Origin of the sequence: Pseudoxanthomonas indica, assembly GCF_900167565.1 — a bacterium.
Taxonomy (GTDB): Bacteria; Pseudomonadota; Gammaproteobacteria; order Xanthomonadales; family Xanthomonadaceae; genus Pseudoxanthomonas_A; species Pseudoxanthomonas_A indica.
Window position 1 is genome coordinate 1,824,284 of the sequence record NZ_FUZV01000001.1, and the last position, 13,938, is coordinate 1,838,221.

Below are 13,938 nucleotides of genomic sequence, written 5' to 3' on the forward strand. Positions count from 1 at the left end.
GATTATGCCGGAGCCCGGGCGTTGCGCCGAGGCTCCGTTTACCGCGCCGCGGTCAGCCGCCAACCAGCGACTTGATCTTGCGACCCAGGCGGGTGAGGAACGAACCGGCTTCCGGCTTGCTCGCAGCGACCGGCGCGTTGGCGACCGGCTTGGCCGACACCGCGGCATCGGCGTTTTCGATCGGCCGGCCATGGCGACGACGACGACGCTTGCGCGGCGCGCGATCACCCTCGGGCAGATCCGTCGGTATCGCGGCAGGCGATGCGGCCGCCGTGCGTGGCGGCCTGGCCGCTGCCGGATCGTCGGGATTGCGCGGCGGACGCGGTGCGCGCGGCTTGTCGCTGGCGCCGCCAGCACGCGAGCCTTCGCGACGCTCGCCGCGACCGCGGCCACCCGGACCACTGCCGCCAGCGCCGCCGCTGCGGCGACGGCCGTCGCCACTACCCGAGCCGCTGCGGCCACCACCACGGCGCTGCTCGTCCGCGGCACGCTGTTCGCGGGCCTCGCGGAAGATCGCGCCGACGCTTTCGTTCTCTTCGCCATCGCCCTCGCCCGCTGCCACCGGCGCGCGTTCGGGACGCGGCAGCGCGGTCAGCAGTTCGGCGCTGACCGACTCCACCGGGATCTTCTGATCGATGTAGGCCTCGATGTCCGGCAGGCTCATCGCATAACGCTCGCAGGCGAAGCTGATCGCATCGCCCTCGGCGCCCAGGCGGGCGGTACGGCCGATGCGATGCACGTAGTCTTCGGCATCGAACGGCAGGTCGTAGTTGTAGACGTGCGAGACGCCGTCGATATGCAGGCCGCGCGCGGCCACGTCGGTGGCCACCAGGATTTCCAGTTGGCCTTTCTGGAAGCGGTTGAGCAGGGTCTCGCGCTTCTTCTGCGGCACATCGCCGGAGAGCACGCCGACGCGGTAGCCGGCACGCTCCAGCGCGCGCGCCACCCGCTCGACGAAAGCCTTGGTGTTGACGAAGATCATCGTGCGCGCGCCTTCACTGCGCGACAGCAGGCCGATCAGCAGCGGGATCTTTTCCTCATCCGAGGGGAAATAGATGCGCTGGCGAACGCGTGCGGCGGTGATCGACTCGGTCTCCACCACCAGCTTTTCCGGCTCGTTCATGTGCTCGTAGGCCAGCTCCAGCACGCGATGGCTGAGGGTGGCGCTGAACAGCAGGGTCTGGCGCTCGGTGCGGATCGGCATGCGCCGCAGCAGGAAGCGGATGTCCTTGATGAAGCCCAGGTCGAACATGCGGTCGGCTTCGTCCAGCACGCAGATCTCGCAGGCGTGCAGGGAAACGACCTTGTGCTGCTTGACGTAGTCGATCAGCCGGCCGGGGGTGGCGATGATCACGTCCACGCCCTGCTGCAGCAGCTCGCGCTGCTTGTCGTAGTCGACGCCGCCGTAGACCAGGGCGAAGCGCAGGCCCAGGTCGGCGCCGAACTTCACCGCGTCCTTGTGGATCTGGATGGCCAGTTCGCGGGTCGGCGCCAGGATCAGCGCGCGCGGATCTTCCGGCTTGCGCTCGGCCAGTGCCGGACGCGACAGCAGGCGGTTCATCACCGCCACCAGGAAGGCCAGCGTCTTGCCGGTGCCGGTCTGGGCCTGGCCGGCTACGTCGCGGCCGGCGAGCGCGACCGGCAGGGTCAGCGCCTGGATGGGCGTGCAGCGGGAAAAGCCTGCGGATTCAAGGCCCGCCAGCAGCTGCGGATGCAGGTCGAAGGAACTGAAAGTAATGTCTGTTAAAGGTTTGTCGCTCATGCTTTCTTCTTTGCGCCGCTGTGTTCCAAGGGCGTCATTGATGGGGGACCGAACGAGCTTGCATCGTCGTCGGTGGCGTCGCACACTGCGCCCCCAATGCCGGACTCGCGGGCACTCAAGCCACTTGAAACTGGCCGCGTAACGACCCAGTTTACCGCAATACGACGGCCGTCCCCGGCCAGAATCCGTCCGCGGCCCGCCGCGGACCCCGCAGGAGACCCCAGTGAGCGAAAAAGTAACCCATGTCGGCGACGCGGATTTCGATGCCGCCGTGCTGAATTCCGACGAGCCCGTGCTCGTTGATTTCTGGGCCGAATGGTGTGGCCCGTGCAAGATGATCGCCCCCGTCCTGGACGAGCTGGCGCAGACCTATGATGGCCGCCTGAAGGTGGTCAAGCTCAATGTGGACGAGAACCGCGCCACCGCGATCAAGTACCACGTACGCAACATCCCGCTGCTGCTGCTGTTCAAGAACGGCCAGGTGCAGGCCACCCAGGTCGGCGCGGTGGGCAAGGGCCAGCTGACCCAGATGATCGACAAGACCCTGGGCGCACAGACCGCCTGAGGCAGCCAGCCGGCGGGGGAGCCGGCTGAACCGTTGGATCCCGTCGCGGCCCCCCGGCGCTTGCCGAGGCCACGACGCGGTGTTAGTGTCCCTGGCATCCGGCACGTGTTGCGTGCCGCACCCTTCTGAAGTGCCCACCCGTAGGTCCGCACACTCCCATGACCCGCCGCAATCATGCCGGCGCTCGCCAGCTTAGCGAGGATTCGCAACTTGTCCGACAGTAGCAACGATACCGGCGCCCCCGCCGAGAAGCGCGTGCGCAAGCCCCGCGTCACCAAGGCTTCCGCCGCCGCCGACCAGACCCCCGCCAGCGCCAGCGCGCCGGCCCCGGTCGCCCCCACCCCGCCCGTCGCCTCTGCTCCCGCACCAGCGGTTGAAGCCCCGGTGCAGGCCCCACCCCGCCCTGCCGCTCCGCCCCCGCACGGTGGCCAGGACGGTGGTGATGCTGGCGAAGGCAGTGGTAGCGGCGGTGGCCAGGGCCAGCAGGGCGAAGGCAATCGCTTCAACAACAACAACAATCGCCGCGACCGCTTCCGCAACCGCCGCGACCGCGATCGTGACCGCAATCGCGAGCGCCATGGCAATGACGGCATGCCGCAGGACGGCAACGGCAACGAGACCTTCGTGCCGCGCCAGAACCCGCAGGTGCCGGAAGGCTTCCCGCAGTATTCCCTGAGCGACCTCAAGCGCATGCCGGCGGCCAAGCTGCTGGACGTGGCCGAGCAGCTCAACATCCAGGAAGGCGTGGCCCGCGCCCGCAAGCAGGACGTGATCTTCGCCCTGCTCAAGGTGCTGACCCGCCATGGCGAGGGCGTGGCCGCCGACGGCGTGCTGGAAATCCTGCCCGACGGCTTCGGCTTCCTGCGCGCGGCCGAGGCCAGCTATCTGGCCGGCCCGGATGACGTGTACATCAGCCCCAGCCAGATCCGCCGCTTCAACCTGCGTACCGGCGACCACCTGTCCGGCCGCATCCGCTTCCCGAAGGACGGCGAACGCTATTTCGCCCTGGCCGTGGTCGATACGATCAACGGCGAGCCGCTGGAAGCGTCGAAGAACAAGGTGCTGTTCGAGAACCTGACCCCGCTGTTCCCGCGTCGCCGCTTCACCCTGGAGCGCGGCAATGGTTCCAGCGAAGACATCGCCGGCCGCATCCTCGATTTGATGGCGCCGCAGGGCAAGGGCCAGCGCGCGCTGATCGTGTCGCCGCCCAAGGCCGGCAAGACGATCATGATGCAGCAGATCGCCACCGCCATCACCACCAACCACCCGGACGTGCACCTGATCGTGCTGCTGGTGGACGAGCGTCCGGAAGAAGTGACCGAAATGCAGCGCACGGTGCGCGGCGAAGTGGTCTCCTCGACCTTCGACGAGCCGGCCGCGCGCCACGTGCAGGTCGCCGAAATGGTGATCGAGCGCGCCAAGCGCCTGGTCGAGCACAAGAAGGACGTGGTGATCATGCTCGACTCGATCACCCGTCTGGCCCGCGCCTACAACAACGTGGTGCCCAGCTCCGGCAAGGTGCTGACCGGTGGTGTCGACGCCAACGCCCTGCACCGTCCGAAGCGTTTCTTCGGCGCCGCACGCAATGTGGAAGAAGGCGGCTCGCTGACCATCATCGCCACCGCGCTGGTGGAGACCGGCAGCAAGATGGACGAGGTGATCTACGAAGAGTTCAAGGGCACCGGCAACAGCGAAGTGCACTTGAACCGCCGCATCACCGAGAAGCGCGTCTACCCGGCCATCGACATCAACCGCTCCGGCACCCGCCGCGAAGATCTGTTGATTGAACCGGAACTGCTGCAGAAGATCTGGATCCTGCGCAAGCTGCTGCATCCGATGGACGAAATCGCGGCGATGGAGTTCCTGCTGGACAAGATGAAGAACACCAAGTCCAACGACGAGTTCTTTGCTTCGATGAAACGCTGAGTCGGCCGGACCGCTGCAAACAAGACGCCCCGCCTACGCGGGGCGTTCTTTTTTTCGCCGTCGGAGAAACGCCGGACAGGAACGCTCAGCGGCACTCGAAATCCTGCGCCCCCAGCGGCTTGCAGCCATCGCCCCATTGGCCGCTCTGCCGCCAGTAATCCACCACGCCGGCCTGCAGCAGCAGCTGCTTGAACTGCGGATGCGCGCGCAGACCCGAGTACGGCGAGTTCCAGAAGGCCACGTACGGGAACTGCGCCATCGCACCTTGCTTGAATCCGGGCTGGGCTTCCAGTTCCCGGCGCAGCGCCGCCACCGCCAGGTCGGCATCCCCCAGCGCATCGGCCACATTGGTCATGACATAGGCATCGGGGCCACCGCGGGTCGCCTTGTCAGCGAGCGCGTTGCGCACCAGCGCAAGCATGGCCGTGCGGTTCTCCAGCACGGCGCCCAGGTCGTGGAAAAAGGGCGTGTCAAATTCGCTGTCCTTGCCGCGCAGGCGACGATACAGCTCACGCAGCGCCTGCGGCGGAGCCGTGCGCTTGCCCGCCAGCTGGCGAATAAAGGCCACATAGTCCGGATCCTGTTGGCTGCCATCCAGTCCGCGTCCACGCTGATACTCGGCTTCCGCGTCCTGAAACCGGCGCGCGGCGGTGTAGTCGAACTGGAGATCGCGGGAAAGGAACAGCGCCATCGGTTCGATGGCGCGCACTTGTTCGACCAGTTGGATGGTCTCATCCAGCCGGCCCATCGCGTAGATCATGTAGGCGTAGTCCCACACCCGCTCCTTGTCGAGCGGACCCGATTCCATGATCTGCCTGGCCAGCGCGATCGCTTCGGCGCGCTTGCCTTCGCGCCACAGCGCGTTGGAACGATCACGCCGGGCCACCCAGCTGTCCGGCGCGGTACGGGCGATGTCAGCGCGTACCTGACGTGCCTCGTCGCGCAGGGGATCGCCCTGCGTATCATCCAACTCCTGCGCCATTGCGTTCAAGGAAACGGCCAGCGCGTCCGCACACAGCACGCAGTGCGGATCGATGGCGACCATTTCGCGCGCCAGTTGCAGCCGTTCGCGATCCTGGTCGAAGTCGAACTGCCCGCGCATGGCGATGTTGCGCCAGCGCAGGTAGCGCTCGTAGGCCTGTACATTGGTGGTACCGCCTTGCTCGCGATTGAACTTCGCCACATCCAGGGTGACGCTCAGCGCCTGCGCCACCTCGCGCGAGATGCTCTCCTGCACCGCGAAGACGTCACGCTCTCGACGTGCATACACCTGCGACCAAAGCTGGCTGCCATCATCGGCGCGCAGCAGCTGCGCGCTTACACGCAGCTGGTCGCCGTCCTTGCGCACGCTGCCGGCGAGCAGATAGTCCACGCCGAGTTTCTGGCCAATCGTGGGCACGTCTTCGTGCTTGTCCTCGAACGAAAAGCTGGACGCGCGCCCCACTACCCGCAACGCCGGCGATTGCGCCAGCTGATTGAGGATTTCCTCGGCCAGGCCATCGGCCAGATAGTCCTGGTCGCGGGTCTGCGATAGATCATCGAAGGGCAGCACCGCCAGCGACGGCCGCGTACCGACTGCGGACGCTGAGTCAGTCGATGCCGATTTGGAGACACCGCTGCGATCACGCAAAAGCCAGGCGCTGCCGCTGGACACCAGCACGACCGCGATGGCCACCGCCGCCAGTCGCGGGCGACGCCGCGGTCTGTTGGCGCTTGCATCCGGTTGCGCTGAGTGGGCGGCAGGCCCGGCTGGGCCAGGCGGCGGCACGGGGACTGCTGCCGGCGCCGCGGATTCCGTCTGCGTGACATCTGCACCGGCGTGCGCCGAAGCCGGCAAGTCGAACCGGTATCCGACGCCGTACACCGTATGCAGCAGGCGCGGGTGTTGCGCGTCTTCGCCCAGCGCCTGCCGGAGCAGGCTCATGATGCGGTTCAACACGCCCTGGGTGACATGCCGATGGCCCCAGACCTCGTCCAGGATCTCCTCGCGGGTGAAGGCGCGGCCCGGCGTTGCCGCCAGCAGCGCCAGCACGGCGAAAGCCTTGGGTTCCAGCGCCTGCTCGCGGCCCGCGCGTGACAGGCGCCGACCGGCAAAGTCGATGACCACGTCGTCGATTGCCAGGCGGCTTGGAACAGGCTGCGGCATAGGTTTCTCCAGCGGGGTCGCCCCGCCGGCGCAAGTATAGGTGCGCACCCGGCCACCCCGGCCCAAGCTTCCCCAAGCAGTTCCTGCGATTCGCCTCAAGACGTTGGCCGGTGCAAACGCCAGACTGCCGGCACCAGCATTGATGCGATGGCGGAGTCTGTGAGATGAGCGAAGTTAAGCCACCCGGCGAACTGACCCTGGGCCCGATCACGACACCGGCGGTGGCGCTCGAAGATCGCCTGCTGCACTGGCTCGCGCGTGCCTTCGCCATCGCCGCGCTGGTGGGGCTGACGCTGTTCGGTACCTATATCGTCCTGCGCGCCAGCGGCGCCACCGTCAGGAATTTCGGCCAGTGGCGCGCGCTGATTGCGGGCCTGCCCCTGACGACGGCCAGGGACTGGATCGCCAACCTCGGCATCGGCATGCACTTTGTGATGGGCGCCATCCTGGTGCTGGCCTGGCCGATTCTGTTGTCGTCACGCATCCGCGCGCGCCATCGCACCGTGCATCGCTGGACCGGGCGCCTCTACGTGAGCGCTGCGTTGCTGGCGGGGATTGGCGGCCTGTCTTTCATCCTGACCCACGGCGCTTACAACCAGGCCTCATCGATCGCTTTTGGCGCATGGGGGTGGGTGATGATGTCGTGCGCCGCCATGGCCTGGCTGCATGCGCGCGCCAGGCGCTTTGATCGCCATCGCGCCTGGGCCATCCGGCTGTTTGCGATGGTGCTGGGCTCGTGGCTGTTCGATATCGAATTCCGCGCCTGGAACGATCTCACCGGTGGGCTGGGCGTAGGCAAGGACACGGCCAGCGGCTTGTTCGACTATGCCCTGCTGTACCTGTTCTTCGTGCCCAACTTGCTGGTGGCGGAATTCTTCATCCGTAACCTGCACAGGCGCCTTGCGCTGCCGGGCCGCTGGCGCTGGCCGGTGCTGGCGGGTCTGGCGATGACCTGCCTGATCTTCGTCTACGCGATCATCGCCACCACCGCCACACTCAGCGGCAAGTACGGCAAGCACCTGCTGCCACTGGTGATTGGCTGACCGCCGCTGCGTGTGCGGCTCAGATTGACTGCAAGGGTGTCAGCAGGCGCAGGCCCTGTCCGACCGGGTAGATGCCGCCGGCGATCATGGCTTCGGCCGCGTCGTCGTTCTCCGCCCACGGCGGGCTCTGGCGCGGGCCGGGCACGTAGGCTTCCCATTCGCCATAGCCTGGTCGTTCATAGCCGGGATACTGGAACGACACCGGAATGCGCACCGCCCACGCACCGTCATCGGCCATCTCGCCGGTGGTGGGCACGTCGAAGGTCCAGTACTTGCTGGTGCGCAGCGCGGAATTGCCGAATTCCTTGCGCAGCATCTTCATGGTGCGATCGTCGCCGAGCACCTGCAGGTTGACCTGTTCCACCGCCGTATCGGTGACCGTGCCGTCGCTGCCGACCCGCACCACCAGATAGACGATGCCGCGACCACCCACCATGCCTGCACTCTGCGGGAACGCGGGCGGGGTGAGCTTGCGCGCGCGAACCGTGGTCGTGTCCTGGGAGTCGATCTTCTCCTGCGCCGCGAGCGCTTCCTTGCCGAAGTAGGCGCTGCGCAGGCCAATCGAGTAGTCACCGCTTTCGAGTCGATGCGCTGCCACGCGCAGGCTCATCCGGGAGCGCACATTGCGCGCCACGCCGTCGACAAGGATCGGCTCGAAGCGCCACTGGGTCTTGGCCTGGTCAACCAGCTGCAGCACGCCGGGTGGCAGCTTCTCGCGTTGATCCACTTGCAGTTCGCTGACGCTGCCATCGGCGGCGATCACCAGTTCTCCGGTGACCAGCATGCTCATCTCCACGAGCTTGCGTTGGCTGCTGGCATTGCCGGCCCATGCGGCCAGGCTGGCGAGCAATACCGCCATGCCCAAGACCCACGGCAGGATGCGACGAACCTGCGATTGCGATGACATCACCATCACTCTTGCTCCTTGCCGAGGGTGCGGCACGGCACCGGCCGCAGATTACCACTGGCCGGTGACCACGAGCGCGGCCGGATACGCCTATGGTCTGGGGTGACCCGTCACTTGCCGGCCAACGGCAAGCCGCATAATGACCACCGAGGTGAATCAATGCACGGTAGTGGTCTGGTCCTGACGCTGGTCTTCCTGCTGGCCGCGGTCATCGCGGTGCCAGTGTTCAAACGCCTTGGCATCGGCGCGGTACTGGCCTATCTGGTGACCGGCGTGGTGCTGGGACCGGATGGCCTGGCGATGGTGCGCGATACCGATCGCATCCTGGATGCGGCCGAGATCGGCGTGGTGATGATGTTGTTCGTCATCGGCCTGGAGTTGTCGCCCTCGCGCCTGCGGGTGATGCGCAAGCCGGTGTTCGGCGCCGGAGGCCTGCAGGTGCTGCTGACCGGCGCGGCGCTGGGCGGTGTGGCGTTGCTGGCCGAACATCATTGGAAGACCGCGCTGGTGATTGGCCTGGGCCTGGCGTTGTCGTCAACTGCCGTCAGCCTGCAGCTGTTGTCCGAGCGCAAGGAGCTGACCAGCGAGCATGGCCGGCTGGGCTTTGCGATCCTGCTGTTCCAGGATCTGGTCGCCATTCCGCTGCTGGCCGCGATCCCGCTGCTGGGTGGCGCCAAGAACGAGACGCTGACCTGGACGATGGTGTTCCAGGCCGTCGGCGCGATGGCGATCGTCATTCTCGGCGGTCGCTTGATCCTGCGGCACCTGTTCCGGGTGGTGGCGCGTACGCGCATGCCGGAAGTCTTCACCGCCAGCGCCTTGCTGGTGGTGCTGGGCACCGCCTGGTTCATGCAGTTGGCCGGCTTGAGCGCGGGCCTGGGCGCGTTCCTGGCCGGCGTGCTGCTCTCGGATTCGGAATTCCGCCACGAACTTGAATCGCAGATCGAGCCCTTCAAGGGCTTGTTGCTGGGCCTGTTCTTCATCGCGGTCGGCATGGCCATCGATCTGGATCGGGTGGTGGCCGAGCCGGAGATCATCAGCCTGGGCGTGTTGGCGCTGCTGGTGATCAAGTTTGGCGTGCTGTTCCTGCTGGGCCTGTGGCCTGGCCGCATCGGTGTGCGCGGCGCGCTGCTGCTGGGGGGCTCGCTGTGGCTGGGCGGCGAGTTCGCCTTCGTGGTGTTCAGCGAAGCGGCGCGGGTCAACCTGCTCGATCCGCAGATGCGTGATCGCCTGGTGGCGATGGTCGGCGTGTCGATGGCGTTGACGCCCCTCATCATGATGGGCCTGAGCAGGCTGCTGTCGAACATCCAGCCGACACCGCATGACCCGCGCGTCTTCGACGACATTCCGGAACTGCAGCCGCAGGTACTGATTGCGGGCATGGGCCGCTTTGGCCAGATCGTCGCGCGCCTGCTGACGTCGCAGCGCATTCCCTTCGTGGCGCTGGAACACAGCCCCGAGACCGTGGATACGCTGCGCCGCTTTGGCAGTGCGCGCATTTACTACGGTGATCCCACCCGCCCGGATCTGCTGCGCTCGGCCGGCGCCCAGCATGTGCGGGTGTTCGTGGTGGCGATGGATGACCCGGACACCAACATCAAGGCGGTGCGGCTGATCCGGCGCATGTATCCGAAGGCCAAGGTGCTGGCGCGCGCACGCAATCGCCAGCATGCCTGGCGCTTGATGGATCTGAGCGCCGAGGCGTTCCGCGAGACGCTTGGCAGCAGCCTGGAGATGGCGGAGGAGACGCTGGTGGCCCTGGGTCGCTCGCCCGATGCGGCCAGGCAGCAGACGCAACGTTTCCGCGAACACGATGAAAAGCTGCTGCGCGCGCAGTATCTGGTTTACGACGATGACGCGGCGGTGATCAAGACGGCGCGCGATGCAGTCGGCGATCTGGAGAAGCTGTTCGAGGCCGATGTCAGCGAGGCAGCGGAGCCGCTGCCGGAACCACCTCCCGCACCTACTGTGTGAGTGGCCGTCGCCCATGGGCGACGGCCGGCATCATCAGCTGTTGCGCGGCTCGCGCAGGAAGCGCGCCATCGATGCGCCGGGTGCGATGGGGGTGAACTCGCCGGCCACGTCGACGAAGCCGCGCATCACCGCCACTTCGCGCGGTGTGCGATTGAGGCCATCGCGCAGTTCCGGATCGGCTCCCGCGCGAATCAGCCGCTGGACCACGCGCAACAAGCCATGCAAGGCCGCCAGATGCAGCGGACCAAAGCCGCGCGGATCCTGTTGCTCCAGTGAGACGTCTTCGTCCAGCAGCCGCTCCACACCCGCCAGCACCGCGTCTTCATCGCACGCGGTTCCCGGCTCGGCGCGTGCGCCCAGCAACAGCAGCAAGGGCGTGACCGATCCGGCCGCCACGTGATCGGCTTCGGCGCCGGACAGCAGCAAGGTGTCGAACAAGGCGACCAGGCGTGGCTTGTCGCGCGCGGTGAAGCCGTACAGGGCGGCGCAATGCAGCGGTGTCAGGCCTTGCGCGTCGCCGGCATGCACATTGGCCCCTGCGGTCAGCAGCCTGGCCACGATGTCGGGCAGGCCCAAGGCGGCCGCCAGCATCAATACCGTCACCCCGCCGGGCAGGCGGTGTTCCAGTTGCGCACCGGCCTGCAGCAGCAGGTTGACGATCTCCGCCTGGCGCATGCTCACCGCCGCCGACAGTGGCGTGGCGCCGGTATTGGCCGCGTGTTGCGGGTCTGCGCCGCGCGCAATCAACAGTTCGGCCGCGCTGCGGTGGCCACCGCCCGCGGCACGCAGCAGCGCGGTGCAGCCTTGTGCATCCGGCGCATCCACGGCGAAGCCGAGATCGAGCAGGCGTCGCACCGCATCCACGTCGCCGGTCATCGCGGCGGCCGGCAAATCCGCGGCACGCAACGCTCGCCGCGGCAGCGTCCAACCGCGCCAGTCCAGCCAGTCCGCCAGATCGCGGCGACCACTGGCCAGCGCCACGCCCAACGGGGTTTGCCCGTCCGCGGCGCGCGATTCCGGGCTGGCGCCCTTGAGGATGAGTTGTTTCAGCGCGGCTTCGCGGCCCAGCGCCGCGGCCAGGTGCAACGCCGTCATGCCGTGGCTGTCGCGGGCTTCGCGGTTGACGCCCAGGTCGAGCAGGCGCTCCAGCAGGCGCGGCCAACCCAGGCGCACGGCCAGGGCGAGCGGCGGATCGCCCAGCTCCGAATTGGCGAACGGGTCCGCACCGCGCTCAATCAGTTCGCAGGCGAACAGCTCCAAGCCGCGCGAGGCCTGGTCACCGCGCGCGCACGCTTCCAGGAAGCGCGCCAGGCCACCGGCACCGGCAGGCGACACCGCATGGCGCAGCAGCACGTGCAAGGTCGGCAAGGCATCGGCGCCGCGCGACAGCAGCGCGAACATGGGCGTATCGCCGGTAGGATCCAGCACTTCGGCATCGGCGCCACGCAGCAGCAGCCACGCCACGCGCTGCGGCGACAGCGCGACCTGCGCGTCGTGCAGCAGGCTGCCCAGTTCGGTGCGCGACAGCAGGCGCAGCAGCGGCAGCAGCTCTTCTTCCGGTCGGCCCGCCTGCAGGCCTTCGCGCAGCAAGGCGATGGGCGCGCGGTCCGGCACCGCTTCTTCCTCGCCGCGGGCGACGGCCGCCGGCAAGGCGTAGTTCGGATCCAGCGCCGAGACGATGGCCCAACGCCCGGCTTCGGCCGCCAGATCCACCGCGCGCTTGCCATCGACGTCGCGCCGATCCGCTTCGACGCCCAGCTCCAGCAGGCGACGAATCAACGCCGGCGAGACCGTATCGCCGGCGCAGGCCAACAGGATGGCGTTGCGCTGGGCGTTGTCGACGCCGGCAATGTCGGCGCCGGCATCGGCCAGCCGATCCAGCACGCCGATGCGTCCACCGCGCGCCGCGTCGAGCCAAGGCGTCCGGCCTTCGGCGTCATGCGCCTGCACATCGGCGCCCGCCGCCAACAGCGCGGAGGCGATTTCGGTATGCCCGGCCAAGGCCGCCTGGTGCAGGGCGCTACGGCGCTGGCTGTCGCGGGTATCGATCTTGGCGCGATGCTTGAGCAGCAACTGCACGCCGGCAGGATCGTCTTCTTCGGTTGCCGCCGCTGCCAGCAGGGCCGGTTGACCGCCGGCCGGATCAGGTTTGGCGCCGCGCTCGAGCAGGAACTTTGCCAGGCGCCAGTTGCCAGCCATGCAGGCCACGCCGAGCGGCGTCAGGCCGTCCTGGTTGATCGCATCAATCTCGGCGGCGGCATCGCGCAGCAGCGCGACCACGCCGGGATCGGAACTGCGCGCGGCATGGTGCAGCGGGGTATTGCCTTCGTTGTCGGCCACGCGCGGATCCGCACCGTTGGCCAGCAACGTGGTGACCGCGTCGGGGCGACCGTGCCAGCTGTCGCGAGTGGCCGCGAGCAACGGCGTCATCCCGGCTTGCGCCTGGTTGATGTCCACGCCATGGGCGATCAACGTGCGCAGCAGGCGCAGGTCGGGCAGCACCGCCGCCAGGACGGCCAGGCTGCGCTGATCGCGCCAGCCGGCGGCAGGCATGGCATGCGCATCCGCGCCGGCTTCGATGAGTTCCAGCGCGCGTTCGACACGGCCACCGCGTGCGGCGTCGAACAGCGCCAGGTCCAGATCCGTTTCCGACAGCGGCATCTGGCTGTCGTCTTCGATGCTGGCGGCGGCGCTGTGCTCCATCTCCACCACCGGCAGACCGCGTGCCGGGGTGATGCGCTGGACGCCCGCATGCAGCAGCGGCAGCGCAATGGCATATACCAGCGTGACGATGGTGCGCGATTGCCCGCTCCACGCATCGGGCCAAGCCAGCGACAGCGCGCCGGCGATCGCCAGCGCGACCAGCGCGGCCACGCCCAAACCACGCCAGGCCTGGATGTCGCGCTCGGCCAGCGCGCGCCAATGCCAGCCCACGCTGCCAGGCTCACGCTCCAGGCCTTGCCAGAGCGGCCAGGTGCGCCACAACAGAATCAGCAGCACGCCCACGGCGGCGCTCAAGCCCAGCGCCGCCGGCAGGCTGCCGCTGTCGCGCAGGGCGGCGATGGGCCAGGCCACCAGCAGGCCACTGCCGAGCATGCCCACGCCCCATGCCAGCAACAACGCCGGCAGCGATTCGCGCCAGTCGCGGCGGCTGGGCAGTGGCCGGCTGCCGCTCTGCCACGAGCAGGCCAGCGCCCAGGCCGGTTGCGCCAGCCACGCACCCAGCGCGGCCAGCACACCACCGGCCAGGCCCAGCAGCGACAACAACAGGCCGGCAACAGCAGCGATGGCGATCAGGTGACGGCGTTGCAACGCGGACTCAGGCATCGGCGCGTTCGTCACCGGTCAGTGGCGGCGGGAACTGCACATGGAAGCCGCGCTCGGCCAGGTTGGCCCGCACCACCTGCACGTTCTCGCGGGCGAGCCTGCGTTCCGGGGTCAGCGCCACGTCCAGGACGAAGGTGAGCTCACCGAGTTGGGTGCGCAAAGGTTCGGGCAGGCGGGCGAAGTCGTCGCGCGCCGCCAGGTAGACGAAGGTGTCGTCCTTGCGCTGGCTTTTGTAGATGAAGGCGTGCATCCGCGTCGGCTTGAATTTTTCCCAGGATGTCGAGGTGT

At 67.8% G+C, this 13,938-nt stretch carries 9 protein-coding genes; 4 read left to right on the plus strand and 5 right to left on the minus strand.

Annotated elements, in window-relative coordinates:
* Positions 1-52 precede the first annotated feature (52 nt).
* Positions 53-1,762 (minus strand): ATP-dependent RNA helicase RhlB, encoded by a 1,710-nt coding sequence (gene rhlB, locus B5X78_RS08480; protein WP_079723970.1) that lies wholly within the window; start codon positions 1,760-1,762, stop codon positions 53-55.
* A gap of 223 nt (positions 1,763-1,985) precedes the next feature.
* Between rhlB and trxA the strand changes: the two genes are divergently transcribed.
* A complete protein-coding gene (gene trxA / locus B5X78_RS08485) occupies positions 1,986-2,327 on the plus strand; it encodes a thioredoxin TrxA (protein ID WP_079723971.1) in 342 nt (113 codons plus the stop codon).
* A 174-nt stretch (positions 2,328-2,501) separates the two neighbouring features.
* Positions 2,502-4,253 carry a transcription termination factor Rho gene (rho, locus tag B5X78_RS08490; RefSeq protein ID WP_425478699.1) on the plus strand — a complete coding sequence of 584 codons (1,752 nt, stop codon included), beginning with the start codon at positions 2,502-2,504 and terminating at the stop codon, positions 4,251-4,253.
* An 85-nt stretch (positions 4,254-4,338) separates the two neighbouring features.
* Here rho and B5X78_RS08495 read toward each other — a convergent pair whose 3' ends face one another.
* The gene (locus tag B5X78_RS08495; protein WP_079723973.1) at positions 4,339-6,399 is read right to left on the minus strand and encodes a winged helix-turn-helix domain-containing protein; all 2,061 of its coding nucleotides are present in this window, start codon (positions 6,397-6,399) and stop codon (positions 4,339-4,341) included.
* A gap of 164 nt (positions 6,400-6,563) precedes the next feature.
* On the opposite strand from B5X78_RS08495, the gene B5X78_RS08500 reads away from it, so the two are divergent.
* On the plus strand, positions 6,564-7,442 hold the full coding sequence (locus B5X78_RS08500) for a DUF2306 domain-containing protein (RefSeq protein WP_079723974.1): 879 nt from the start codon (positions 6,564-6,566) through the stop codon (positions 7,440-7,442).
* A gap of 19 nt (positions 7,443-7,461) precedes the next feature.
* Here B5X78_RS08500 and B5X78_RS08505 read toward each other — a convergent pair whose 3' ends face one another.
* The gene (locus B5X78_RS08505) at positions 7,462-8,349 is read right to left on the minus strand and encodes a protein tonB (protein ID WP_139381466.1); all 888 of its coding nucleotides are present in this window, start codon (positions 8,347-8,349) and stop codon (positions 7,462-7,464) included.
* 159 nt (positions 8,350-8,508) lie between these two features.
* Here B5X78_RS08505 and B5X78_RS08510 point away from each other — a divergent pair, with 159 nt between their 5' ends.
* Positions 8,509-10,323 (plus strand): monovalent cation:proton antiporter-2 (CPA2) family protein, encoded by a 1,815-nt coding sequence (locus B5X78_RS08510; protein WP_079723976.1) that lies wholly within the window; start codon positions 8,509-8,511, stop codon positions 10,321-10,323.
* 33 nt (positions 10,324-10,356) lie between these two features.
* Here B5X78_RS08510 and B5X78_RS08515 read toward each other — a convergent pair whose 3' ends face one another.
* The gene (locus B5X78_RS08515; RefSeq protein ID WP_079723977.1) at positions 10,357-13,650 is read right to left on the minus strand and encodes an ankyrin repeat domain-containing protein; all 3,294 of its coding nucleotides are present in this window, start codon (positions 13,648-13,650) and stop codon (positions 10,357-10,359) included.
* A complete protein-coding gene (locus tag B5X78_RS08520) occupies positions 13,643-13,900 on the minus strand; it encodes a YcgL domain-containing protein (RefSeq protein ID WP_079723978.1) in 258 nt (85 codons plus the stop codon). The genes B5X78_RS08515 and B5X78_RS08520 overlap by 8 nt, the downstream gene beginning before the upstream one ends.
* Positions 13,901-13,938 lie beyond the last annotated feature (38 nt).

Coding starts and splice junctions, on each gene's coding strand:
- rhlB (WP_079723970.1), bottom strand. CDS start 1,762: ATGAGCGACAAACCTTTAACAGACATTACTTTCAGTTCCTTCGACCTG.
- rho (WP_425478699.1), top strand. CDS start 2,502: ATGCCGGCGCTCGCCAGCTTAGCGAGGATTCGCAACTTGTCCGACAGT.
- B5X78_RS08495 (WP_079723973.1), bottom strand. CDS start 6,399: ATGCCGCAGCCTGTTCCAAGCCGCCTGGCAATCGACGACGTGGTCATC.
- B5X78_RS08500 (WP_079723974.1), top strand. CDS start 6,564: ATGAGCGAAGTTAAGCCACCCGGCGAACTGACCCTGGGCCCGATCACG.
- B5X78_RS08505 (WP_139381466.1), bottom strand. CDS start 8,349: ATGTCATCGCAATCGCAGGTTCGTCGCATCCTGCCGTGGGTCTTGGGC.
- B5X78_RS08510 (WP_079723976.1), top strand. CDS start 8,509: ATGCACGGTAGTGGTCTGGTCCTGACGCTGGTCTTCCTGCTGGCCGCG.
- B5X78_RS08515 (WP_079723977.1), bottom strand. CDS start 13,650: ATGCCTGAGTCCGCGTTGCAACGCCGTCACCTGATCGCCATCGCTGCT.
- B5X78_RS08520 (WP_079723978.1), bottom strand. CDS start 13,900: ATGCACGCCTTCATCTACAAAAGCCAGCGCAAGGACGACACCTTCGTC.